We start from the raw sequence: 21700 nt of genomic DNA, 5'->3' as shown, positions 1-21700 counted from the left end.
AGCTTTCGTTTCAAGGCGGCGAGTCGCCCGCGCAACTCGCGTCGATCATAGCATACAGCCGCCAATTAACGCGGCGCTGGAATGCGGGCGTCACGCCAACCGGCGAAACGCCCGTTTCAGGCGGAGGACTGCAAGGCACGCGAGAACGGCTTCGCGGCCCTTGTTCTTGCGGTTCACGTCGGCCCGTGCAAGCGCCTGCGCCTCGTTCTCGACGGTCAGGATCGCATTTCCGAACGGAATGCCATGCCCGATCGCGAGCGAAAGAAGCTGATGCGCCGATTCGTTCGCAACGATGTCGTAATGCGAGGTCTCGCCCCGGATCACGCAGCCGAGCGCCACGCAGCCGTGAAAAGGCCGGTCGCCGCCCTCGTCGAAGAGATCCGCGTCCTTGGCGAGCGCCAGAACCTGCGGAATTTCGAGCGCGCCCGGAACCGTTCTCACTTCCCAGGTCGCGCCCGCTTCATCGAGAGCGCGCGTTGCGCCCTCAAGCAGCGCATCCGCGATATGGCTATAATAGCGGCCTTCGATGATGAGGATATGAACGGGCTTTGTCATTGGTCCTCGATGGGGCGTCGCGCGATGATGTTGAGGCCGTAGCCTTCGAGGCCGACGACTTTCGGCGTCGGTGAGTTTGACAGAAGGATCATGTTCCTGACGCCGAGATCAAGCAGGATCTGCGCGCCGATGCCGTAATCGACAAGCCTGTTGTCGGGCGTCTTCCCTTCGGCGATGGCGGCGACGTTCGACAGTCGCGAACGGATCGCGCCTTCGCGCACGTCGCGGATGACGACGACGACGCCGCGTTCCTCCTCGCCGATGCGGCGCATCGCGCGCTCGACGAGCGAGCGGCGATTGTCGTCGCCGCGGCCAACGCCGAACAAATCTTCGAGGATGTTCACTGCGTGCATGCGCACCAGCACCGGCTCGACGCCGGAAACGTCGCCCTTGATAAGGGCAAGATGCTCGGTGTTGTCGACCTCGTTCACATAGACGCGGAGCTTGAACGCGCCGCCGTAAGGGCTCGTGATGTCGCGCTCGTCCACCTTCTTGACGAAGCTTTCGGTGCGGCGGCGATGGGCGATAAGGTCGGCGATGGTGCCGATCCTGAGGCCGTGCCGTTGCGCGAAGGCGAGCAGATCCGGCATGCGCGCCATCGTGCCGTCGTCGTTCATCACCTCGCAGATAACGCCCGCCGGCAGCAGCCCCGCGAGCCGCGCAAGATCGACGGCCGCTTCGGTATGGCCTGCGCGGACGAGCACGCCGCCTTCCTGCGCGATGAGCGGGAAGACGTGGCCGGGGCTGACGATGTCCTGGAAATCCTTCTCGGGATTGATGGCGACAGAGACCGTATGCGCGCGGTCGAAGGCGGAAATTCCGGTGGTGATGCCTTCCTTCGCCTCGATGGAGACGGTGAACGCGGTGCGATTGCGCGAGCGGTTCGAGCGCGCCATGTGCTCAAGATGCAGCACGTCCGCGCGTTCCGGCGTGATGGCGAGGCAGATCAGCCCGCGCCCGAAGCGCGCCATGAAGTTGATCGCGTCGGGCGTTGCCATCTGCGCCGGGATGACGAGGTCGCCTTCGTTCTCGCGGTCCTCGGCATCGACGAGGATGAACATGCGCCCCTGACGCGCGTCTTCGAGGATTTCATCGATCGAGGCGAGTTGCTCGCGGATGGCGGCGGGATCGAGAACGCGCAACTGGTCGGGTTTCATGAGTTTTCAGCCTGTTGTCCGAGCAGCCGCGCCACATAGCGCGCGATGAGGTCGACTTCCATGTTGATGGCGTCGCCCGGCTGCTTCTCGCCGAATATGGTGACTTCGAGCGTGGTCGGAATGAGATTGATGGTGAAAAGCGAGCCGTTCACATTGTTGATGGTGAGCGATACGCCGTCGAGCGCGACCGATCCCTTTGGCGCGATGAACTTCGCGAGCGCGTCCGGCGCGCGGATGGCGAAGATCTTCGAGAAGCCTTCCGGCGTGATGCTCTCGATACGGGCCACGCCATCGACATGGCCCGAGACGAGATGGCCACCCATTTCGTCGCCGAAGCGAAGGGAGCGTTCGAGATTGATCTTTCGGCCGTTGCCCCATTCGCCCAGCGTCGTCTTCGACAGCGTCTCGTTCGAGACGTCGACGCGGAAGATCGAGCCGCCGCCGAAGGACTCGACACCGGTGACGGTGAGGCAGCAGCCGTCGCAGGCGATGGACGCGCCATGCGCGATGCCCGTGGCCTCCCACGGACAGGCGATGGCGAAACGGCCGCTATCGGCCTCAAGGACGGTGCCTTGTGCGGTGATGATCCCGGTGAACATGCGTCAATTCTGCCAGTGTGCGGTTGAGCGATAAATGGAAATCGTGTCCGCGCCCGCTTTTCTTTTTTCGAACAGGGTGAATTGAGGCGAGGCGGCAACGAGGGCGAGGCCGGCGTCCCCGAAAGGCGGCATGCCCGCCTGTGGGTCGAGCGTCTGCGTGCCTTGCATGATGACGACTTCGTCGGCAAGCCCTGCGTCGATGAAGCCGCGCGCGGTCGACGGTCCGCCCTCGACGAGGAGGCGCGTGATGCCTTCGGCCGCGAGCCGCATCATGGCAAGTCTGAGGTTGAGGCGGCCCGTGAGCGACGCGCCGATGTCGAGGACACGCACGCCGGGGCGGCCGAAGAACGCCGTGCCTTCCGATGAATCGCCGCAGACGATCCAGACCGGCGGGCGCTCAACGGCGAACAGCTTTGCGGCGGGCGGCACATTGCAGCGTGAGGCGAGCACCACGCGAACCGGCGAGCGGTCGGCGAGGCCCGGCAGGCGGCATGTGAGTTCGGGGTCGTCGGCTTCGACCGTCTTGCGGCCGACGAGGATGGCATCGGCACGGGCGCGCAGCAGATGGGCCGCCGCGCGCGCCACATCGCCGGTTATGAACACGGGCTTGCCGTTCCCGCGCGGTACGAAGCCCGCCGCGTCGACCGCAAGCTTCACCTGCACGAACGGCCGCCGCTCGGTGACGCGCAAAGAGTGGCCGAGGTTCAGCCAGTCGCAATCGCGGACGAAAGCGGGCGTCCCCCGCGTCGCGCGGACACCGTGCTGCGCCACATAGGTCAGACCACGGCCCGCGACGCGCGTGTCGGGGTCGAGCGAGGCGTAGATCAGATGCGAAATGCCAGCGCCAACGATGCTGTGCGCGCAAGGCGGCGTCGCGCCGAAATGGCTGCACGGTTCGAGCGTGGTGATGATCAGCGCGCCTTTCGCCCGCTCGCCCGCCTCGCGAAGGGCCAGCACTTCGGCATGAGGACGCCCGCCGCGCGCGGTGGCCGCGCTTGCGATGATCTCGCCGGTGCGCGCGTCGGCCACAACCGCGCCGACGCTCGGGTTGGGAGATGTCGCGCCGATATTGGTTTGCGCGACGAAAAGAGCGCGGCGGCAAAGGGCGTCTATGACGGACGCGGGCAACGGCAAGCGCGCGGCATCAGCCGATGCCTTCGCGGTCGTTTCGCTGGAGGAAGCGGCAGGATCGCTCATTTCTCGTCCGAGGCGCGCACGAATGCGGCGCTGTCAAGCTCGCCCAGCACGCGGTGAAAGTCCTTCGCCTCGCTGAAATCGCGGTAGACGCTCGCGTAACGGACATAGGCCACGCCATCGAGCGCCTTCAGCCCCTCCATGACATGGCAGCCCACGATCTCGGAGGGGATTTCCGACTCGTTCGAGATTTCGAGCTTGCGCACGATTTCGCTCACCAACTGCTCGATGCGATCCTCGCCGATGGAGCGCTTGCGGGTCGCGATCTCGATCGAGCGCCTGAGCTTCTCGCGGTCGAACGGCACGCGCCGCCCGCTCCGCTTGATGATCGTCAGTTCACGAAGCTGAACGCGCTCGAAGGTGGTGAAGCGCGCCCCGCATTCGGCGCATGAACGCCGCCGCCGGATCGCCGTGTGATCCTCCGACGGGCGGCTGTCGCGCACCTGGGTATCAAGCGCACCGCAAATAGGGCACCGCATGGTATGGCCTGCTCTGGCGGATCGACCGCCGCTTGTCTCTACGCCTTGATACCCGGATAGATCGGGAAGCGCTCGCACAGCGCCAGCGCCTCGGCCTTGACATTTTCCTGCGCCTTGGTGGCTGCGTCTCCGCCAGCCTTCAGACCTTCCAGCACGTCGACCATGAGCCCGCCGATCTTCGCGAACTCGGCGACGCCGAAGCCGCGCGTGGTTCCAGCAGGCGAACCGACGCGGATGCCGGAGGTAACGGTCGGCTTCTCGGGATCGTAGGGAACGCCGTTCTTGTTGACGGTGATGTGGGCATGGCCGAGGGCAGCTTCCACAGCCTTGCCGGTCAGCCCCTTGGGGCGCAGGTCGACGAGAAGCAGGTGGTTGTCGGTGCCGCCGGAGACGAGGTCGACGCCGCCTTCCTTCAGGCTCGCGCCGAGCGCCTTCGCGTTTTCGACCACGGCCTTCGCGTATTGCTTGAATTCCGGCTTCAGCGCCTCGCCGAACGCGACCGCCTTCGCCGCGATGATGTGCATCAGCGGGCCGCCCTGAAGGCCGGGGAAGATCGCGGAATTGACCTTTTTCGCGAGGTCGCCGTCATTTGTCAGGATGATCGCGCCGCGCGGGCCGCGCAGCGTCTTGTGCGTGGTGGAGGTGGCGAAATGGGCGTGCGGGAACGGGCTCGGATGCTGGCCGCCCGCGACGAGCCCCGCGAAATGCGCCATGTCGACGAGGAGCAGCGCGCCCACTTCGTCCGCGATCTCACGGAAGCGCTTGAAATCGAACTGCCGCGCATAGGCCGAGCCGCCGGCGATGAGCATCTTCGGCCTGTGCTCCTTCGCGAGGCGCTCGACCTGTTCGTAGTCGATATAGTCGTCCTCGCGGCGCACGCCGTAATGAATGGCGTTGAACCATTTGCCCGACTGGTTCGGCGCGGCGCCGTGGGTGAGATGGCCGCCCATGTCGATGCCCATGCCGAGGATGGTGTCGCCGGGCTTCAGCATGGCGAGGAACACGCCCTGATTGGCCTGGCTGCCGGAGTGCGGCTGCACATTCGCGAAGTCGCAGCCGAAAAGCTGCTTGGCGCGGTCGATGGCGAGTTGTTCGGCGACGTCGACTTCCTGGCAGCCGCCGTAATAGCGTTTGCCGGGATAGCCTTCCGCATATTTGTTGGTGAGAACCGATCCCGCCGCCTCAAGTACGGCGCGAGACACATAGTTCTCGGACGCGATCAACTCGATTTCATCGCGCTGCCGTTCGAGTTCGCGGCCGAGCACTTTATGAATGTCTGGATCGGCGTCGGAAAGCGGCGCGGAAAAAAACGATGCAACTGCGGAAGATGCGGCGGACATACGGCCTCTATCGGGGGTCATGAAGCAATCTCAGGCGCGCAGTATAAAAACTTCCGCCGAGATTGCAATCAATGGGGGCCGATTTCGCGGGAGTCCTGCGGTCCGGGATCGCGGACAGGGGTTTGGCCGCGCCGCGCTCGCGGTTAGCGAGACAGACTTTATATATTATCCCTCACGCGGTCATTCCGACACGTGGGAATATTCGCGGTCGTCGCGGTGGCCGTTCGCGTGTCCGTTGGACCGTGGCGGCGGGGCCGATGCCGGGATCTTGAGCTGTGGACGGGGCTGCTCGGCGCGCGGCTCGAGATGCATCGACGCCTCGATGTCCTGCCTGATCTGGCGCAGGCGCTGAACGTGAAGATCGTCAAGGATCACGTGGACGAGATGTTCGACGACCTCGATGTTGACCCAGGATGCAAGCGCCTTGTCGAAGTCGCGATAAGTTGCTTCGAGGGGGCGGATGCCGTAGTCGCGCATGATGCTGGTCTTGCCGTCGTTCGCAAGCAGGACAGAGCCGACCATGTGCTTCAGTCCCATTGGAGCCGCCGGATCGAGGACCGCGTGTTCGAGATCGAAAATGGTCCTAAGGTTGAGCTTCCTCAAAAGAAGGAAGCGCTGCGGACCGACTGCGGCGCAGAGCTGCGCCTGTGCGATCCAGTCCATTATAATGAAGACGCAGAACGGCGTCTCGACATGCAGCATGATGGGATTGGCGGCTGCAAGGTTCTGGACGTTCGAGATGCGGCGTTCGTCGAGCCGGTACGACGTCATGAAGTCGATCCCGTCGATGACGGTGAGCGGCGTTACCGCGCTTAACTTCGATCCCGAATAGCGTCGGTCGAGCGTCAGACGCGCCTTCCGCGCCGCCCAGGTGAAGGCTCCGTCCGGCACGAAGCCGATGGCGAAGGCGAACAGAAGCCAGATCTTCGGCATGGGCGCGGGCGCTGGGAGTGTCGCCGCTTCGGTAATAAATTGCGCTTTCGGCTCGGCAGCAATCTGTTGCGGCGATGCAAGCAGCGACGTCACCGCTTTCGTCTCCGGCGCGATGCGCCAGACGACCACCGCGAGCATCACGGCGACGAGGATGTGAAAGAAGGCGCGCAGCGGCGTCATCACAGAAAAATCGAATGAAAGCAGAGACTTGATAAAAAGACGGACACTGTAGAGATAGGCCCCCGCAAAAGCGAGCGAGGCAATGGTGACGACGTTTTCATAATCCTTCGGCGAGGGCGCGCTGAGGCCGCCGATGCTGAAGACATTGGCGCCGAGCGAGCCTCCGAGCACATCCGGAAGCTGTCCGGCGGGCAGGAAGAGAACGAAGAATCCGCCGGCGGTGAAAAGCACGAATGGAAGGCAAGCCACCCCGATCAGGCAGTCATGGACCGTGGTGAAAGGATAGCGCGCGGGCGCGGCGCTGGCTGCCTGCTGCGCTTCGTCCTCGCGTGTCAGGTATTTGCGCTTCAGGAACTCGAAATAGAGGTCGGTGCGGGGGCCTGGATCGAGGGTTTCGCGGATGAGGCCCGCCGTGCGCAGCCGATTGAGGCGCGTCTGATGACGAACGATCATGAAGACCGCAGGGAGAAGCAGCGCAAAAAACAGGGCGAGGATCAACGCGACGCTTACCGGCACCGGGTGTTGCTGGATTACCAGCCACAGGGCTAGGATCGAGAGCAGGCCGAGTGAGAGGGCGCTCATGCTCGCGGGTGAGTACTTCATACAAGTTCTCCCGGCTTTTATTTGATTATTATTTTACGGAAGCCGAAACCCCCTGTTATTCGTCACAGCCCGCAAGTTATGTTCGTGTATTTCTTACGCCGCTCGTGCGGTCTTTCGTGCCCCGAAGGAGGTGTGTCCTGCGGGTCACTTTCCGGGGCATTTCGATCAGCGTATTTTTTTGTGAGCACAATCGAAATTTCGTCGAAAGCGCCTTGGAAAAGGATGCCGTTTAAGTCTTAAACATTCGTGCGCTGGTTTGACGCACAAACCGTTGAAGTCCAGTCTTTCAAATGGTGAAAACTTTTTACAGATTCTGACATAACCCGTTACATTTAAAAAGATTAACGAGGGTCGTTGCAAATTTAACAACCTGTTTCCGTTCACGGATAATGCGTCTCTACGCCGTGGTATGCAATTTATGCATGCCAGCCCACCGCAAGGTGCTTCCCAATTTACGCCTCATTTACCCTCTCAATCGCGCCGGTCCGAAGTTGACAAGGAAAGGTTGTGATGAACAACGTGAAGCGTATCCGTGCGGTTGTCCTGATGGCGGCGATGGCTCTCACCGGCCAGCAAGCGTTTGCCGAGTGCGGCATCGCCTCCCACTACTCCACCGGTTCGCGTACCGCGAACGGGGAGTCCTACAATCACATGGGCATTTCCGCAGCTCACAAGACCCTGCCGTTCGGCACACGTGTCGTCGTTCGCAATCAGCGGACGGGGCGCAGTATCACCGTGCGCATCAACGACCGCGGCCCGTTCATTGCCGGTCGCATCATCGACCTCTCGACCGGCGCCAAGAACGCGCTCGGGTTCAACGGTCTTGCGCCGGTCTGCCTCGAAGTCGTGAGCTACGGCAGCAGCCGCACCGTGAAAAGTGCGGAATTGCGCGAGCCCATTAAAATGGTCCGGTCCAGCACGACGACCCGCACCGTGCGGGTTCGCAACACCCGTTCCGCCAAGTCGAAGGGGAAGGCGCGTTACGCGAAGTCCGGCAAGCGCTCGCGGTATGCGGGGAAACATCGGCGCAGGGCACGCTAGCGGTCCGATTCCGATCTGATTGAATCGCAATCAGATCGGTACCGGCTCTGGCGCGCTCGCTCGCACAGCCCGTTAAGCAGGCGTCCGGAGAAAGCGGCAGCGCGAAAGTTCTCGGCGCGCCGCTTTCTCCGCTCCTTTTGTGGCTTAAGCTGGCTTCCCGCGCGCCCCCACCGGGCGCTTTATTCGGGCGACGAAATGGTTTTCGGCGCGCGAGGTGATGTGGGAAAGTTGAGAAGAATTCATTATGGGAGTCGCGAAATCGCCGCCATTTCTTGGCAAGGATCGGGCCGGTCGATAACCTGAACTCCAGCTTCGATCTCGCCGCACCCCAGAACCATCCCGTTTTCAGGAGTTTTTCATGACCACGAAATTCGCTGTAGCCGTCGCGGTTTTGACGGCTTTTGTTTCCACGTCCGTCATCGCGCAGCAAAAGGAAGCGCCCGCGAAGGAACCGGCCCAGAAGGAAGAGCCCGCGGCGCCGAAGGCGACCAAGGCCGACATTCAGAAGGTCGTCGACGGCATCAAGGCCGACAAGGCCAAGACGGCCCAGTTCTGCAAGCTCGTCAAGCTTCAGGACGACTTCACGGCCGCCGCCGAGAAGAAGGACGAGAAGAAGCTTGAAGCTCTCGACAAGGAAATGCAGGACGGTGCCAAGAAGCTCGGCGCGGACTTCGAAAAGTACGTCATGGATTCCGAGATGGACGAAGACGCCTCGAATGTGCTGGACGGGCTTGCCAAATCCTGCAAGTAGCGGCTTCGACAAATCCCGACGAAGATGGCCGGATCACCGGCCATTTTTTTGCTCGCGCTAAGGTCGGGATAAGTGGGCGCCGCTCGCGCTACCCTTAGGGCGTCTCTTGCGAATCGCGTACCCCGGAAAGGGCTTATGCTCTTGTTCCGGGGAAATCCATGGCTTTGCTTCGCCGCGCGCGGGCGCTTCTGATAGCCCTTGTCACCGTTATCGCCTCCTTTCAACACGCCACACAAGGGCGGGCGCAGGATAGAGCCTGCGAAACGCAGCTTTATCGCGGCGGGTTTCCCGCCATCAAAAGCGAGCAACTCGCGCGGGAGACCTACGGCCTGTGTTACTCCGAGGTCGCACTCCTCTACTCGGGCGTGTCGCGGACGCCTCTCTGGGCCGCCGAGATGCTCACCCCCGCGCGCATCGCCGCCGCGAGGACGCTGACGCGTATCGGCTCGCACAGCTTCCACGATGAGACGAGGCTTCCAACGGAGGTTCGTTCGCAGCTTTCGGACTTCAAGCGGAGCGGTTTCGACCGTGGCCACATGGCTCCCAACGGTGATATGTCGACGCGCAAGGCGCAGGAAGAGTCGTTCTCGCTCGCGAACATGATCCCGCAGCATCCCTGCAACAACGAGGTGCTTTGGGAAGGCATCGAATCGGCGGTGCGCGATGTCGCGGAAAGCACGACGGTCTATGTCGTCACCGGCCCTGCCTTCCTCGGCGCGGAGCTTGAGAGCCTGAAGGGCCGCGTGCTCGTGCCGACGCATGTCTTCAAGGCTGTCTACGTGCCGTCGCGGAACGCGGCCGCCGCCTATTTTGCGCCGAACGATGACAGCCAGTCGTGGGAGACGCTTTCCATCGACGAACTGGAAGCCAAGGTTGGTGTCGACGTTTTCCCGCAACTTGACGGCGTGGCGCGGCGGCGTGCTATGATCCTGCCAAGGCCCACGCCGCATTACGGATGCCGGCTCCAGACCTCCGAGGCGGTCGGCGGGAGGAGATAATGAATTTTTCGCCTTTCAGGAATGAGACGGACGCGATCACGCTCGGTGGCCTCACCATCGAGAACCGCGAGGATCGCGTTTCGATGTACGGCACGCTGGCGATCACCCGCGACCGCGCCGGGCTTCAGGCCGCGAAAGTGCTGAAGGAGGCCGTGGACCGGATCGTGAAGGAGCTTGAGACGGGCGGAGATCTGCCGACCGTGGTTGCCTCCGCCGAGCCGACCGCGAAGGTGAAGAACCCCTTCGCGTGACGACCCGATGCCGGTGGTTAACCCGTAAAGCCCCCGACGCGGGAAGGGGTGAGTATCGAGAGCGGAGACGGCTCAGTGGCGCGAATGCTCGCCCTGCGAGCGCCCGCCCGCAGCGAGACGCCGCTGAATGCGGTCGAAGATGGCGGCGAATCTCCGCGCGCCCGGCTTCTGGACGTTGCGATCCATGATCTCGTCGAGCTTCGCCAGCAATTCCGCGCCGGTCCTTTCATGCACGACCGGGTTCCGCTCGTAGCCGCCGCGCTCGAAAAAATTCGCAGTGGGCATATCGCGGCCGGGTGGAACCAGCATCTCGAAGCCGCTGCCCGGACCGGCGAGGTTCATGAGTTCAAGCTGTCCGCCTGTCAGCCTGACGAAGCCTCTCTTGCGCGCGAATTCGACCACGCTGCGGAGCTTGATCACCTGCAGCCAGGGGCCGATATGGCCGTCGAGGTTAAGCGCGTGCATCGCAAGCCCCTTCGGCGTCATTGCGTATTTCACATGCGCGGACCAGCCGTCCCGCACGCGCCGGGCGTCGGCGGTCATGCGGCGGACAAGCGCGGCCTTGCGAAGCAGCGCCTGCGCCCTGTCGCGCGGCATGCCGGGGTCTTGCGCGAGCCGTTCGAGCCGCGAGGCGAACTCTTTGCCTTCCTTGCGGACCTGCTCGATGGAATTGGCCGCCAGAAGCTGCGCGTAGCCGATCGCCGTCGACGCGGCTCGCCCGGTTCTCGGATTATAGCCGGATTGCAGATCGTGCGTGCCCATCCCGCCCGTCTCCAGCGCGTAGACGCGCACGACCTGATCGCGGCCGAGGCCGAGCTTCACGGCTTCAAGCGCGTAGGCGATCATGAAGTCGTCTTCAGGCACGCGATCGGGGCGAAAACCATAAGTCGCCTCCGCCTCGCGCAGAAAATCGGAAACCACCGGGATCGGCGGCGACGCTTTCGTGACGGGCGGCTTTGGCGGCTTCGGCAGCATCGCCATGATGTCGGCCGGACGCTTCGGGCCTTTATAAACGGGGGGGTGTTCTGCGACATAGTCGTCGAGCGTCAGGGGAAGCGAGCGCGCGATTTTCGTCTTGCGGCGCTTGCGCTTCAGTTCCACGCGCTTCCAGTAGGTGTTCACCGATTTCGCGTGAGCGACCCGCGCCGACTCATAGGCGCGAAGGATCGCCTGCTGCTGCGGGGAAAGCCGCGCAATGGCCTCCTGAAGCGGCGTCTGCGCATGAGTTGCGGCGGCGAATGGCAGCAAGAGCCCCAGCGCGAGCGTGAAATTGCGCGCGCAGGAAGACCATCGCGGCCACGAAAGAGTTAACCGTTGAAAAGGTTTAGACATCGGCCCCACTATACTCGAAAGGGTGTTCCGAGACATCCGAAAATGCCCGCCTTTGTATAACCTGCCAGCCCTGCCTCGCGCTGACCGAATTTGTGCGACGCCACATTTTGGACGTGTCGATGATGCACCTCCCTTGGCTGATGATTTCGTTTCCGTCGCGCATAGGCGCGGGGTCCGGAGACGGTGACGCCGGTCGGCGAGACCTTGCGATTCCGACATTTGCTCGCGAGTGTGCTGCAAAAAGGAAGCAAATGTCGGATCGGACCACCAGAGGGTAGCGATTTTGCCGCCGTTTTTTGCCTTTCGTGCCGGAGTAACCGGGCGGGTTCGCACCCTTGCCGCGGCCGCCGCATGTCTTGGAGCAGCCGTCGCTCTTTCGGGCTGCGCGGGGCTCACCATACGCAACGCCCCGATCAACTCGGCCCTGACCGACAGCGCCGAAGCCGCCGAGACAGGCGATTTCATCCAGACCACAAGTTCCGCCGGGGGCGGCGAAGCGTCCGACACGGTGATCGGCCTCAGCTTCTCGGGCGGCGGTACGCGCGCGAGCGCGTTCGCGTTCGGCGTCCTTCAGGAACTCGCCCGCACGAATGCGCGCGGGAAGGCCGGACCGCAGCCGCTCCTCGATCAGGTTTCGCTCGTTTCGGGCGTATCCGGCGGCTCCGTCACGGCGGCCTATTTCGCGCTCAAGGGCCGCGACACGCTCGCCGACTTCCGCAAGCGCTTTCTGGTGCAGGATGTCGAGGCTTCGCTTTCGACCTCCGTCAACCTGCCGAACCTGATGCTGCTGGCCAAGGGCGGCGTCAACGACCGTTCCGGCCTGCCGACATGGCTCGAAAAGAACCTCTTCCGCGGCGCGACCTTCGCCGACGTGATGCGGCCGGGACGCCCGCAACTGTGGATCAACGCGTCCGACATCTACAATCGCACGACGTTCATCTATAACCCGACGAATTTCGGCGCGCTGTGCTCTGACCTTCGCCGCTATCCGCTGTCCGAGGCCGTGGCCGCATCGGCGGCGGTGCCCTTCGTGTTCGCGCCGATCGTGATCGAGAATTACGCCGACCGCTGCCGCTTCGACATGCCGGACTGGACCTATTCGGCGGATCGGCCGGGCGCGCCCGCGATCCTTCGCGCGTCGGCGGGTGCTCTGAAGCGCTATCGCGAGAAGACTGACGTGCAGTTCGTGAAGCTTCTCGACGGCGGTATGACGGACAATCTCGGCCTCTCGGGTTTCGTGCTCGAACTTGCCGCCGCGACGAAGCCTTACGAGCCGCTGACGCCGAAGCAGGTGGTGAACCTGAAGCGCTTCCTGTTCGTGGTGGTCGACGCAGGCCGCCCGCCCGGAGGCGATCTCGCGAAAAGCGCCGATTCGCCCGAGTTGATGGATCTGATTCAGGCCGTGTCCGATACGGCGGTGGATGCAAACGTGCGCGCGGCCTACGACGCCTTCGTCGCGCAGATGGAAAACTGGCGCGACCGCATGATCGAATATCGCTGCGGGCTGACGCCGCCCGAGGTGGTCTCGTTCCGTGGGACGACCGAGGGGTGGAATTGCCGCGACCTCACGCTGACGGTGTCCAAGGTGAGCTTCGACCAGATGCGCGAGCCGTCCGTGCGAACGCGCCTCGAAAAGATCCCGACGCGCTTCAAGCTGCCGAAGGACGATGTCGATCTGCTGATCTCGTCGGCGGGGAGCCTGCTTAGGCAGAACCCCGGCTATCGCGAGTTCATGGCGACGTTTTGAAATGCAACGCGACGAGGGCGCATCGACCGATAAGCCCCTTCATCGCATCAGGGCGATCCCAAGCAGGGGGAAGGGCCCGGTGCGGGGTTTGGCCGTGCCCTTCCCGGAGGTAATCTGAGCCTCCAGCATCACAGCATCGCGATGTCTCATGACAGGTGTGTGGCAGCGGCGCAGCAAAAGGCACGCGAGCGGCTCACAGCCGCGCCCGCAAAGAGGCGACCGCGCATCTCGCCTACTCGCGCGCCGAGCCGACGATGAACACGACGAGGGTTTTCGGGCCGTGCGCGCCCTTGACGATGGTCTGCTCGATGTCGGCGGTGCGTGACGCGCCGCTGATAAGGTTGACCGTGCGCGGCATGATGCCCGCGCCATGGATGCCGCGCAGCTTCGTCCAGCACTCCTCATACGAGCCGAAGACGTCGCCCGCGTCGATCAGCACGAAATGATGCTCGGGGAGAAAGTTAAGCGTCGACGGGTTGTCCGGCCCGGACGCGAGGAACAGCGTGCCGGTTTCCGCCGCGCCCGCGAAGGCGTGACTGAGGCCGACGAGATCCGCAGGATCCGCCGCGCCGCCGAGGATTTCGAGGAGGCCCGGTTCCGCCTCGAATATCTTGAAGAATGGGTCGGTGCCGAGGCGCACCCGGCTCGGCAGGTTGCGCTCGCGAAGCGTGGCGGCCACCGCTTCGGGCACGCCCTTGTACGTGCGGACGCGGACGACGCCCGTACCGCCGTTTTCGAGCATGGTCTGGAACTTTTTCACGAGTTCCGGCTTCGTGCCTTTGGCGCGCTCCGGAATGAGGTTCGGCGCCGGGTTGCGAAGCCTCGTTTGAACGACGCCGCGCCGCCCCGGCTCGTCGCCGCGCACGCCAAGCCCCTTGCGCACACGGGCCATGATCGCGTCGCGCGCGCTCACCGTTTTCTCGGCCGAGATCTTTTCAGCCATGACGGAGCCTCCCAAGACGCGCCTTTTCTTGCTCCCGCGCGTGCCATTGCGCCAGGAAGGGACGCGATGCGGGCTTCGGTGGCACGCGGAAGGCCGTCCAGCCCTTCGCAAGCGGCAGTCTGGCCAGCATCGACCGAGGGAAAAGCGAGAGCAGGCGCCCCTGAGCGGCCGTGGCGAAACGGTAAAGCCCCGCCCGCTTCGCAAAAAAGGCCCAGGCCCTGAGCGCGAGTTTCGGGGCGGCAAGCGCGGACTGGCTGGCAAAATAGCGCTCGCGCCAGCGGCGCATCATGTTCGGCAGCGGGATGTGCACCGGGCACACAGCCTGACAGCGTCCGCAGAAGGTCGACGCGTTCGGGAGATGCGCTGCGTCGTGGATGCCCATGAGTTGCGGCGTCAGCACCGCGCCCATGGGGCCGGGATAGACCGAGCCATAGGCATGGCCGCCCACCGCCGCGTAAACCGGGCAGTGGTTGAGGCACGCGCCGCAGCGGATGCAACGCAGCATGTCCTGAAAATCGGTGCCGAGCATGTCCGAGCGGCCATTGTCGAGCAGCACGACGTGATAGGCGTCCGGGCCGTCGGGGTCTTCGTCGCGGCGCGGGCCCGTGGAGAATGTGGTGTAGCTCGTCATCTCCTGGCCGGTGGCGGAGCGCGCGAGCACGCGAAGGAGTGTGGACGCGTCTTCGAGCGTCGGCACGAGCTTTTCGAGGCTGGCGATCACGATATGCGTGCGCGGCAGAAGCTGAGTAAGGTCGCCATTGCCCTCGTTCGTCACGATCACGGAGCTGCCTGTCTCCGCAATGAGGAAATTTGCGCCGGTTATGCCCACGTCGGCGGCGAGAAACTGCTGGCGGAGCACGGTGCGCGCCTCGCCCACGAGTTCCGGGATCGCCGACAGGTCGCGCTCGGGCGGCAGGTGCGCGTGCGCGACGCGGAAGTCGCCCTCGATCTGGTCGCGGTTCAGATGCACGGCGGGCGCTATGATGTGGCTCGGCGTCTCCCGGCGAAGCTGGATGATGTATTCGCCGAGGTCGGTTTCCACCGGCCGGATGTCCGCCGCTTCGAGCGCGGCGTTCAGGCCGATTTCTTCCGACACCATTGATTTGCCCTTGGTGACGGTCTTCGCGCCCGCCTCGCGGCAAATGGAGAGCACGATGTCGCGCGCCTCGGCCGCGTCACTCGCCCAATGGACGTGACCGCCGGACGCCAGCACGCGGCGCTCGTATTCTTCGAGGTAAATGTCGAGATGGTCGATGACGTGCGTCTTGATCGCGGCGGCCTCGTCGCGCAGCGCGTCGAACTCCGGGAGCGCGGCGCGGGCGGCCGCGCGCTTCAGGATGAAGCCCGTTTTCACGTTGCGAAGCGCGCGCTGAAGCTGGGGATCGGAGAGGGCGCGCGCCGCGTTCTCCCTGAATTGCAGGCTCGTTTGTTCCATGACAACCGTTTATCAGACCGTCTCATAACAGCCAAAAGTCATTCAGCGGCAAGACATATCTGCCGTCAGGCTCAATCAATTTTCGTTTTCGTACGCAGGCAAATCATTGCCGCCATGCGCGCAAGCCCAAGCTCGCGCCGGAACATGGATCCCGAAAGGCGGGCGCTGGCGACCCGCTTTGTCGCGTCCGTCAGCGCGGACGAAAGGTCCCGCAGACGGCGGGGTCCGTTTCGAGGCGTCCGCCGCCGATGAGATCGATGCAGTAGGGGATCGCCGGCATGACGGCGCGCAGGCACACATCGATCGCGGCGGGTTTGCCGGGCAGGTTCACGATCAGCGAGCGCCCACGGATGCCCGCGGTTTGTCGCGAAAGGATCGCGGTCGGCACGGCGTTGAGGCTTTCGCGGCGCATGAGTTCGCCGAAGCCGGGCAGCATTTTTTCGCAGACGGCTGTCGTCGCTTCCGGGGTCACGTCGCGCGGAGCGGGGCCGGTGCCGCCCGTGGTCACGACAAGCGCACACCCTTCGTCGTCGCAGAGCGCTCGCAGCGCCGCTTCGATGAGCGGTTGTTCGTCGGGGACGAGGCGCGCTGCGGGCCGCCACGGGGAGACCAGCGCACGCGACAGCCACGCCTCGATGGCGGGGCCGCCTTCGTCGCGATAGACGCCCCGCGAAGCCCTGTCCGAAACGGTGACGATGCCGATGGGGATCATTGAACCAGCCCGCGTTGCCTGCCTTTGCCTATGATATAAACGTCTCGTAAGCGGCGGTGTTCGCATTTTCGCGAGCGGTCGCCGGACGGCAGGCGCCTCCATATGCCACGCGAGGAGTCGAGATGATAAGGGTCCAAACGGGCATCGTCGATCCGGGCGAGGAAATCGGGCAACTCGCCCGCGCGGCGGGAGCAGGTGCCGTGACGACGTTTGTGGGCGTCGTTCGCGACGAAGGCGGCGCGCTCTTGGCGCTCACGCTGGAACACTATCCAGGCATGACGGAGCGCGCGCTGGAGGCTCTGGAGGCGGAGGCGCGGGCGCGCTGGCCGGTGGGGGATATTCGCATCGTGCATCGCGTCGGGCGCATGGTGCCCGGCGATGTCATCGTCTTTGTCGGCGTGTCGGCGATACATCGCGCGGAAGCATTCGCCGCGTGCGAGTTTCTCATCGACCGGCTCAAGACGGACGCGCCGTTCTGGAAATTCGAGGAAGGGAGGGAGGGTGCGCGATGGGTGGACGCACGCGACGGGGACGATGCCCGCGCCAAGCGCTGGCGGTGATCTCGAAGCCGACCTTGTCGAAGCCACTCCCGAAACATCAACGAAAACAGGAAGGTGGCTCCCCGGGCCGGACTCGAACCAGCGACCCAGCGGTTAACAGCCGCTTGCTCTACCGACTGAGCTACCGGGGAATAGCGAACAGCGCGAGTGGCGTCCGCATTCCGCTTACATAACACATGACGACGGCGGCACAAGCAGATTTTCCGGTTTTCGGCCGGGAATTTCCGGTCGCGGTAGCGATGGGCGTCGGTGCACCGCAGCGGCGGGGGAAAGGCGGAGAAGCTTGCGATCCATCCCGTCGGACTCTTTCGGGACGAGGCCTCTTGGCTGGAAATCGCTTGCGTGCCAGCACCTGCCGTGCTTATGCACCACAAAAATGCGGAGCCCTGACGATGGTTTCCTTCCAGTACAAAGGCCGCATCCACCGTGGAAAGTTTACGGCGCGAAGCGTGCGCTACATGCTGTCGGATCAGGCCGCTCGCCTCTTCCCGACGCTCCAGCGCCGCTGGCTCCTGCCGGTCGAGTCCCGGCCGATCCGGGAGGTCGCGGTCGACGATGTCGCGTTGCCGTCGGTCCATGTCGAAGCGGCACTCCCCGACGCATACCGGACGCTGCGCCTCATCCCATCGACGCCGCTGCAACTGACCGACCATATCTACACGCTCGAAGATGTCGTCGTGACCGGTTGGGCGGGAGCGATGATCAAGGACGGGCTGCTGCTGACCGTGCGGCCGCAGCATAATTGGGTGAGCGGCCTTCGCGCCCGTCCGCACCGCATGCGCGCCCTGTCCGCCGAACGCCCGTGGTTCAACCTCATGACGCCGGTGCCTGCGCGCGGGCACATCTTCCACTGGCTGTGCAATTACATCCTGCCGCTGATCGCCTTCCTTGAAAGTGGACAGGCAGGACGGGCGCCGGGGCTTCTCGTGAACGCGAATCCGAGCCCGTTTCAAGAGCGCACCGTCGCCTATCTGAAGGAGCGCTACGGCATTGACGCGGTGGAAGCGCTCGGGCCGGACGAGGCGGCGACGGTGCCGCGCCTTCTGGCGGACGTTCCCGTTCCCCATAATCCGCGCGGTCTTCAGTCGCCGCTGGCGCTTGCACGGCTCGATGATCTCGGGCGGTTCGTCGCGGGTGGTTCTGCGCGGCCCGACGATCCGAAGCGCCTTTACATCAGCCGCAACGATGCGCGCTTGCGACGCGTGCTGAACGAAGACGATTTGCTGCCGGTCCTCAAGAGCTTCGGTTTCGAGCGGGTTCTGCTTGGAAAGCTTCCCATCGAACGGCAGGTTGCGCTGTTCCGAAACGCTGAAGCCGTCGTCGCGCCGCACGGAGCCGGGCTTGCGCATATCGCCTGGGCGAAGCCTGGGGCGAAAGTTCGGGAGTTATTCCCAGATGTCGACGCGCGCGGGCGGCGAGTCGGGAACGCAACCTTCAATTTCTGGTTGATGTCGCAGCTCATCGGGCACGATTACTCGGCCCATCTTGCCGGACCGATCGAAAATAGCGCCGACGGGTTCGTCATCGGTGAAGACCTCCTCGCCGCCGCTCTGGCGAGTGCGTCGGCAGCGGTGCCGACTTCGGAAAGCGAGAGGACAGCCCCCGCCTGATGCCTTTCATTCGCTCGGATGAAGACCTTGCAGGACACATCGCGGAACTGGTGCGGGCGCATCCATCCTTCGCGCCGCTTCAGGCGGCGGCGGGAGCGGTTCCGGTCCGCTGGCTCGACAGGGGCTTCAAGGGGCTCGTCTTCGTCATCACCGGGCAGCAGATTTCGGTCGCGGCGGGGCGCGCGATCTTCGGCAGGCTTGAGGGCGCGCTCGGCGACATCACGGCCGAAACGCTCGCGGCGGCCGACGACGATGTTCTGCGCGCGGCGGGATATTCGAGGCCGAAGATGCGCACGTTGCGTGCGCTTCAGGAGGCGGCGCTGGCAGGCGGCCTGAACCTCGCCGCCATCGAGGCGATGGACGCCGAACGCGCCATTATCGAGCTTTCGGCGATCAGAGGTATCGGGCCGTGGACCGCCGAAGTCTACCTGCTGTTCGCGGCGGGGCACCCCGACATTTTCCCGGCGGCCGATGTCGCGCTTCAGGAATCGATGCGGCTCGCGTTCGACCTCGACGCGCGGCCCTCCACGCAGGCGCTGCGCGAGATATCGGACGCCTGGACGCCGTGGCGAAGCGCCGCCGCGCGGTTGCTGTGGGCGTATTACAAGGGTCGCAAGGGCGGCAAGCTCGTCACGCCCGTTTGAGCGGCGCCGACATGAGCGCGGTCGGCGCGCGCGGATTCATGAGCAAGCCCCGGTTGCGCCGGGTTGCCCGTCGTGTCGATTACGACACGACGCTCTTCTCAGCCGCTCCGCTTTCGCGGATCAGCCCTACAGCCCGGCCTTCTCGTTCGCGGCATAGCGATGAAGATAGGTCGAGGTCACCTCCGGCAGATGCTGGTCGAGCCATTGCGCCATCTGCTCTTCCTCGCGAAGCGATTGCTCAAGCGGTTGTTTCGCATCCGTCTGGCCGGTCAACTCGGCGAGTTCCAGCAGCGACTTGTAGGACGCAATCTCGAAATTCTCGAAAGCGAAATTGGCGATCGAGTTCTTGATGATCTCATCCTGCGTAAAGGCGTGCGTGAACGCCGCCATATTGCCGGTAATCGAGAGCAGATTGTCTTTCAGAACCGATCTGCTGTGCCCGTGCTGTTCGAGGATCTTCTCCAGCCGCTCGATCTGCCCGTGGGTCTCGTCGATATGCTGCTGTAGCTTGGCCTTGACATCGGGATAGTTTTCGATGCGCTCCACCTGACGATGCATCAGTTCGAGCGCCTGATTCTCCAGCGCATGGGCGTTCTGAAGGCCGGTTATGAACACGTCATTGGCGCGTTCGGCGTCTTCTGCCATGGTAATACCTCCATTTGGGCTTTCCATGACAATGAAGTCTGCGCGCGCATGTTCCGTTAGTCGAATGCGGATAAAATAAATCCCGCCCCTGCGGTTACGGATCACGCTTCAGCTTGCGCTTTTCTTCTTCGTACACACCACGATCTTCGACAGGAAGGCCGGGAAAGCGTCCCGAATTTCGAAGCCCGCTTCTGCGAAGACACCGGTCGCGCCGGTCAGATCGTCGGCGCAATAATCGAGGAAATACGGCTCGTGGAAGCGCTGGGGGAAGGCTTCGAGCAAGCCGTCATAGCCCTCGACATCGCCCCACTGGATCGAGTCGACGAAGACGAACAGCCCTCCCGGCCTCAGAATGCGGGCAATCTCGCCGGCCACGCGGCGGCGCACCTCGCGCGGCAATTCATGGAAGAGATAGATGCACGTCGCGATGTCGTAGCTTGCCGTCTCGAAGGGCAGCGCCTCGGCGTTCGCCTGACGGAAGCCGACGGTTCGCCGGTCGCCGAGGAAGCGCGCGGCCTCGTCGAGATAAGCCTGGCTCATGTCCGTGCCGGTCATCGGCAACGCGGGAAACGCCTGCGCGAGTTGGCCGAGGAATCGGCCGCTGCCGCATGCGACATCCACGAGACGAAGCTGCCGCTGGTCGTGTCCCTTCACGAACTCGGCGATAGGCGGGATCGCCTGCCGACGCATCGCGCCCGCCGCGCCCATGAACAGCGTTTCCACCTGGATGTCGTAGAGCTTTGCCGACTCGCCCGTCAGCCAGCCGCCCGACTGATAATGAAAATTCTGCGTGTAGTAGGCGGGCAGCCCCACCGCTTCGGGCAGCGACGCGGCCTCGTCGAACCGCTTCTCCGCGCGCCGCTCCGCCGATTGCGGCAGGTCGTCGAGCATGCGGCGCACGGCCTCGACCCGCTCGGCGAAGGAGCCGCTTTCCTCCAGCGGAATGGGATAAAGCCCGTCGGCCACCGCCTTCGCGTCCTTCGCCTGAAGCTTCAGCACATCCTGCACGAGCGGGAGAAGCCCCGGCGCCGGTTTCGTAAGCTGCACCTTGCCGACATCCGCGCCGAGCGCCAGCGAACGCCGCGTCGTGTATCGGTAAAGCGCGGCATAACCCACCGTGCGCAGCGTCTGCCCCGCGAGATGCGCGACCCCCTCAAGCCGATTTGACATATCGTCTCCTCCAGAAAATCGGTTATCTCAAATGTCGTAATCGGACAGCTATCGCTTCAGAAGTGGGTTGCGCATGCCGCACAAGTCAAGAGGACAAGCCTCCTCGATGAGCCGCTATAACAGCATCGTCATCCTGACAGGCGCGGGTCTTTCAGCGGAGTCTGGCCTCCACACCTTCCGCGACAAGGACGGAATCTGGGCGCGATACGATTATCGCGAGGTCGCGACGCCCGAGGGCTACAAACGCAATCCGAAGCTTGTGCTGGAGTTCTATAATGAGCGGCGCAGGCAGAATGCGGACGTGCAACCTAACGCGGCGCATCTGGCGCTCGCCCGCCTCGAAGCGGACTATCCGGGCGAAGTGCTGATCGTGACGCAGAACATCGACCCGCTGCATGAGATGGCGGGCGCGAAGAAGCTCATTCACATGCACGGCGAAATCATGAAGGCGCTGTGCGCGGCCTGCGCGTCATGCCACGCCATCGATCACGACATCACGTTGGCAAACGTCTGTCCGTCCTGCGGGCGAACCGGCGTGCTGCGCCCCGATGTGGTCTGGTTCGGAGAGTTGCCCTACCAGATGGAGCGCATCTATCGCGCAATTCTCGGCTGCGACCTGTTCATGTCCATCGGCACGAGTGGAACGGTTTATCCCGCTGCGGGGTTCGTGGAGGAGGCGCTTCGCGTCGGCGCGCATACGGTCGAACTCAATCTTGAGCCGTCGCACGGCATCAGCCGCTTCATCGACGCGATCCACGGCCCGGCGACGGAGGTCGTGCCGAGCTACGTCGAGCGCCTGCTCGCCGCTGCCCGGAGTTGAA

Annotated in this window: 22 protein-coding genes and 1 tRNA gene; 9 read left to right on the top strand and 14 right to left on the bottom strand. The window is 63.9% G+C overall.

Translation table 11 applies throughout. The features are described 5' to 3' along the window. Positions 1–90: 90 nt before the first annotated feature. From ribH to KKP04_RS07110, 7 genes are all read right to left on the bottom strand, one after another. Positions 91–555, bottom strand: a complete 465-nt coding sequence (gene ribH, locus KKP04_RS07140; RefSeq protein ID WP_215028507.1) for a 6,7-dimethyl-8-ribityllumazine synthase — start codon at positions 553–555, stop codon at positions 91–93. Continuing rightward, positions 552–1712, bottom strand: a complete 1161-nt coding sequence (gene ribB / locus KKP04_RS07135; RefSeq protein ID WP_215028505.1) for a 3,4-dihydroxy-2-butanone-4-phosphate synthase — start codon at positions 1710–1712, stop codon at positions 552–554. The genes ribH and ribB overlap by 4 nt, the downstream gene beginning before the upstream one ends. Then, the gene (locus tag KKP04_RS07130; RefSeq protein WP_215028503.1) at positions 1709–2311 is read right to left on the bottom strand and encodes a riboflavin synthase; all 603 of its coding nucleotides are present in this window, start codon (positions 2309–2311) and stop codon (positions 1709–1711) included. The genes ribB and KKP04_RS07130 overlap by 4 nt, the downstream gene beginning before the upstream one ends. A gap of 3 nt (positions 2312–2314) precedes the next feature. Further along, the gene (gene ribD, locus KKP04_RS07125; RefSeq protein WP_215028501.1) at positions 2315–3508 is read right to left on the bottom strand and encodes a bifunctional diaminohydroxyphosphoribosylaminopyrimidine deaminase/5-amino-6-(5-phosphoribosylamino)uracil reductase RibD; all 1194 of its coding nucleotides are present in this window, start codon (positions 3506–3508) and stop codon (positions 2315–2317) included. Then, the gene (nrdR, locus tag KKP04_RS07120) at positions 3505–3984 is read right to left on the bottom strand and encodes a transcriptional regulator NrdR (protein ID WP_215028499.1); all 480 of its coding nucleotides are present in this window, start codon (positions 3982–3984) and stop codon (positions 3505–3507) included. Before nrdR ends, ribD begins: the two co-directional genes overlap by 4 nt. Positions 3985–4022: 38 nt before the next feature. Continuing rightward, the gene (glyA, locus tag KKP04_RS07115) at positions 4023–5324 is read right to left on the bottom strand and encodes a serine hydroxymethyltransferase (RefSeq protein ID WP_215028490.1); all 1302 of its coding nucleotides are present in this window, start codon (positions 5322–5324) and stop codon (positions 4023–4025) included. Positions 5325–5504: 180 nt separating this feature from the next. Beyond that, positions 5505–7040: a hypothetical protein gene (locus KKP04_RS07110; protein ID WP_215028481.1), complete on the bottom strand. Its 1536-nt coding sequence runs from the start codon at positions 7038–7040 to the stop codon at positions 5505–5507. A gap of 510 nt (positions 7041–7550) precedes the next feature. On the opposite strand from KKP04_RS07110, the gene KKP04_RS07105 reads away from it, so the two are divergent. The 4 genes from KKP04_RS07105 (at position 7551) to KKP04_RS07090 (ending at position 10081) form a co-directional block, all read left to right on the top strand. Next, positions 7551–8081 (top strand): septal ring lytic transglycosylase RlpA family protein, encoded by a 531-nt coding sequence (locus KKP04_RS07105; protein ID WP_215028479.1) that lies wholly within the window; start codon positions 7551–7553, stop codon positions 8079–8081. Positions 8082–8439: 358 nt separating this feature from the next. After that, positions 8440–8832, top strand: coding sequence for a hypothetical protein (locus tag KKP04_RS07100; RefSeq protein ID WP_215028477.1), 393 nt, complete (start codon positions 8440–8442; stop codon positions 8830–8832). Positions 8833–8990: 158 nt separating this feature from the next. After that, positions 8991–9830, top strand: coding sequence for a DNA/RNA non-specific endonuclease (locus tag KKP04_RS07095; RefSeq protein WP_215028475.1), 840 nt, complete (start codon positions 8991–8993; stop codon positions 9828–9830). Further along, entirely contained in the window at positions 9830–10081 is a 252-nt protein-coding gene (locus KKP04_RS07090; RefSeq protein WP_215028473.1) for a hypothetical protein, read from the top strand. Before KKP04_RS07095 ends, KKP04_RS07090 begins: the two co-directional genes overlap by 1 nt. A 72-nt stretch (positions 10082–10153) precedes the next feature. Here the strand turns inward: KKP04_RS07090 and KKP04_RS07085 are convergent, their stop codons facing one another. Beyond that, positions 10154–11413, bottom strand: a complete 1260-nt coding sequence (locus KKP04_RS07085) for a hypothetical protein (protein ID WP_215028471.1) — start codon at positions 11411–11413, stop codon at positions 10154–10156. A 283-nt stretch (positions 11414–11696) separates the two neighbouring features. On the opposite strand from KKP04_RS07085, the gene KKP04_RS07080 reads away from it, so the two are divergent. Beyond that, positions 11697–13160 (top strand): patatin-like phospholipase family protein, encoded by a 1464-nt coding sequence (locus KKP04_RS07080; RefSeq protein ID WP_215028469.1) that lies wholly within the window; start codon positions 11697–11699, stop codon positions 13158–13160. A 232-nt stretch (positions 13161–13392) separates the two neighbouring features. Here the strand turns inward: KKP04_RS07080 and KKP04_RS07075 are convergent, their stop codons facing one another. The 3 genes from KKP04_RS07075 to mog form a co-directional block, all read right to left on the bottom strand. After that, the gene (locus KKP04_RS07075; RefSeq protein WP_251133958.1) at positions 13393–14103 is read right to left on the bottom strand and encodes a lactate utilization protein; all 711 of its coding nucleotides are present in this window, start codon (positions 14101–14103) and stop codon (positions 13393–13395) included. After that, the gene (locus tag KKP04_RS07070) at positions 14096–15538 is read right to left on the bottom strand and encodes a LutB/LldF family L-lactate oxidation iron-sulfur protein (protein ID WP_215028466.1); all 1443 of its coding nucleotides are present in this window, start codon (positions 15536–15538) and stop codon (positions 14096–14098) included. Before KKP04_RS07070 ends, KKP04_RS07075 begins: the two co-directional genes overlap by 8 nt. A 190-nt stretch (positions 15539–15728) precedes the next feature. Further along, entirely contained in the window at positions 15729–16250 is a 522-nt protein-coding gene (gene mog / locus KKP04_RS07065) for a molybdopterin adenylyltransferase (protein ID WP_215028464.1), read from the bottom strand. 122 nt (positions 16251–16372) lie between these two features. Here mog and KKP04_RS07060 point away from each other — a divergent pair, with 122 nt between their 5' ends. Then, entirely contained in the window at positions 16373–16810 is a 438-nt protein-coding gene (locus tag KKP04_RS07060) for a molybdenum cofactor biosynthesis protein MoaE (RefSeq protein ID WP_215028462.1), read from the top strand. A 55-nt stretch (positions 16811–16865) separates the two neighbouring features. On the opposite strand, the gene KKP04_RS07055 is transcribed toward KKP04_RS07060, so the two are convergent. Continuing rightward, positions 16866–16941, bottom strand: a tRNA-Asn gene (locus tag KKP04_RS07055). A gap of 261 nt (positions 16942–17202) precedes the next feature. Here KKP04_RS07055 and KKP04_RS07050 point away from each other — a divergent pair. Together KKP04_RS07050 and KKP04_RS07045 are read left to right on the top strand one after the other, a co-directional pair. Next, entirely contained in the window at positions 17203–18420 is a 1218-nt protein-coding gene (locus KKP04_RS07050) for a DUF563 domain-containing protein (RefSeq protein WP_215028460.1), read from the top strand. Continuing rightward, the gene (locus KKP04_RS07045) at positions 18420–19064 is read left to right on the top strand and encodes a DNA-3-methyladenine glycosylase (protein ID WP_215028458.1); all 645 of its coding nucleotides are present in this window, start codon (positions 18420–18422) and stop codon (positions 19062–19064) included. Before KKP04_RS07050 ends, KKP04_RS07045 begins: the two co-directional genes overlap by 1 nt. Before the next feature lie 126 nt (positions 19065–19190). On the opposite strand, the gene KKP04_RS07040 is transcribed toward KKP04_RS07045, so the two are convergent. Both KKP04_RS07040 and KKP04_RS07035 read right to left on the bottom strand, forming a co-directional pair. Continuing rightward, entirely contained in the window at positions 19191–19709 is a 519-nt protein-coding gene (locus tag KKP04_RS07040; RefSeq protein ID WP_215028456.1) for a ferritin-like domain-containing protein, read from the bottom strand. 108 nt (positions 19710–19817) lie between these two features. Further along, positions 19818–20879, bottom strand: a complete 1062-nt coding sequence (locus tag KKP04_RS07035; protein ID WP_215028454.1) for a class I SAM-dependent methyltransferase — start codon at positions 20877–20879, stop codon at positions 19818–19820. Between the two features lie 106 nt (positions 20880–20985). On the opposite strand from KKP04_RS07035, the gene KKP04_RS07030 reads away from it, so the two are divergent. Continuing rightward, entirely contained in the window at positions 20986–21699 is a 714-nt protein-coding gene (locus KKP04_RS07030) for an NAD-dependent deacylase (protein ID WP_251133957.1), read from the top strand. Position 21700: the final 1 nt, after the last annotated feature.

It is taken from the genome of Rhodomicrobium sp. Az07 (assembly GCF_018619475.1).
Classification (GTDB): Bacteria; Pseudomonadota; Alphaproteobacteria; order Rhizobiales; family Rhodomicrobiaceae; genus Rhodomicrobium.
Note: the sequence above shows the minus strand (reverse complement) of the source record. Positions and strands in the feature narration are given on the sequence as shown.

Excerpts from the sequence above, each read along its gene's own strand:
- ribH (WP_215028507.1), bottom strand. The coding sequence starts at position 555 with ATGACAAAGCCCGTTCATATCCTCATCATCGAAGGCCGCTATTATAGC.
- ribB (WP_215028505.1), bottom strand. The coding sequence starts at position 1,712 with ATGAAACCCGACCAGTTGCGCGTTCTCGATCCCGCCGCCATCCGCGAG.
- KKP04_RS07130 (WP_215028503.1), bottom strand. The coding sequence starts at position 2,311 with ATGTTCACCGGGATCATCACCGCACAAGGCACCGTCCTTGAGGCCGAT.
- ribD (WP_215028501.1), bottom strand. The coding sequence starts at position 3,508 with ATGAGCGATCCTGCCGCTTCCTCCAGCGAAACGACCGCGAAGGCATCG.
- nrdR (WP_215028499.1), bottom strand. The coding sequence starts at position 3,984 with ATGCGGTGCCCTATTTGCGGTGCGCTTGATACCCAGGTGCGCGACAGC.
- glyA (WP_215028490.1), bottom strand. The coding sequence starts at position 5,324 with ATGTCCGCCGCATCTTCCGCAGTTGCATCGTTTTTTTCCGCGCCGCTT.
- KKP04_RS07110 (WP_215028481.1), bottom strand. The coding sequence starts at position 7,040 with ATGAAGTACTCACCCGCGAGCATGAGCGCCCTCTCACTCGGCCTGCTC.
- KKP04_RS07105 (WP_215028479.1), top strand. The coding sequence starts at position 7,551 with ATGAACAACGTGAAGCGTATCCGTGCGGTTGTCCTGATGGCGGCGATG.
- KKP04_RS07100 (WP_215028477.1), top strand. The coding sequence starts at position 8,440 with ATGACCACGAAATTCGCTGTAGCCGTCGCGGTTTTGACGGCTTTTGTT.
- KKP04_RS07095 (WP_215028475.1), top strand. The coding sequence starts at position 8,991 with ATGGCTTTGCTTCGCCGCGCGCGGGCGCTTCTGATAGCCCTTGTCACC.
- KKP04_RS07090 (WP_215028473.1), top strand. The coding sequence starts at position 9,830 with ATGAATTTTTCGCCTTTCAGGAATGAGACGGACGCGATCACGCTCGGT.
- KKP04_RS07085 (WP_215028471.1), bottom strand. The coding sequence starts at position 11,413 with ATGTCTAAACCTTTTCAACGGTTAACTCTTTCGTGGCCGCGATGGTCT.
- KKP04_RS07075 (WP_251133958.1), bottom strand. The coding sequence starts at position 14,103 with ATGGCTGAAAAGATCTCGGCCGAGAAAACGGTGAGCGCGCGCGACGCG.
- KKP04_RS07070 (WP_215028466.1), bottom strand. The coding sequence starts at position 15,538 with ATGGAACAAACGAGCCTGCAATTCAGGGAGAACGCGGCGCGCGCCCTC.
- mog (WP_215028464.1), bottom strand. The coding sequence starts at position 16,250 with ATGATCCCCATCGGCATCGTCACCGTTTCGGACAGGGCTTCGCGGGGC.
- KKP04_RS07060 (WP_215028462.1), top strand. The coding sequence starts at position 16,373 with ATGATAAGGGTCCAAACGGGCATCGTCGATCCGGGCGAGGAAATCGGG.
- KKP04_RS07050 (WP_215028460.1), top strand. The coding sequence starts at position 17,203 with ATGGTTTCCTTCCAGTACAAAGGCCGCATCCACCGTGGAAAGTTTACG.
- KKP04_RS07045 (WP_215028458.1), top strand. The coding sequence starts at position 18,420 with ATGCCTTTCATTCGCTCGGATGAAGACCTTGCAGGACACATCGCGGAA.
- KKP04_RS07040 (WP_215028456.1), bottom strand. The coding sequence starts at position 19,709 with ATGGCAGAAGACGCCGAACGCGCCAATGACGTGTTCATAACCGGCCTT.
- KKP04_RS07035 (WP_215028454.1), bottom strand. The coding sequence starts at position 20,879 with ATGTCAAATCGGCTTGAGGGGGTCGCGCATCTCGCGGGGCAGACGCTG.
- KKP04_RS07030 (WP_251133957.1), top strand. The coding sequence starts at position 20,986 with ATGAGCCGCTATAACAGCATCGTCATCCTGACAGGCGCGGGTCTTTCA.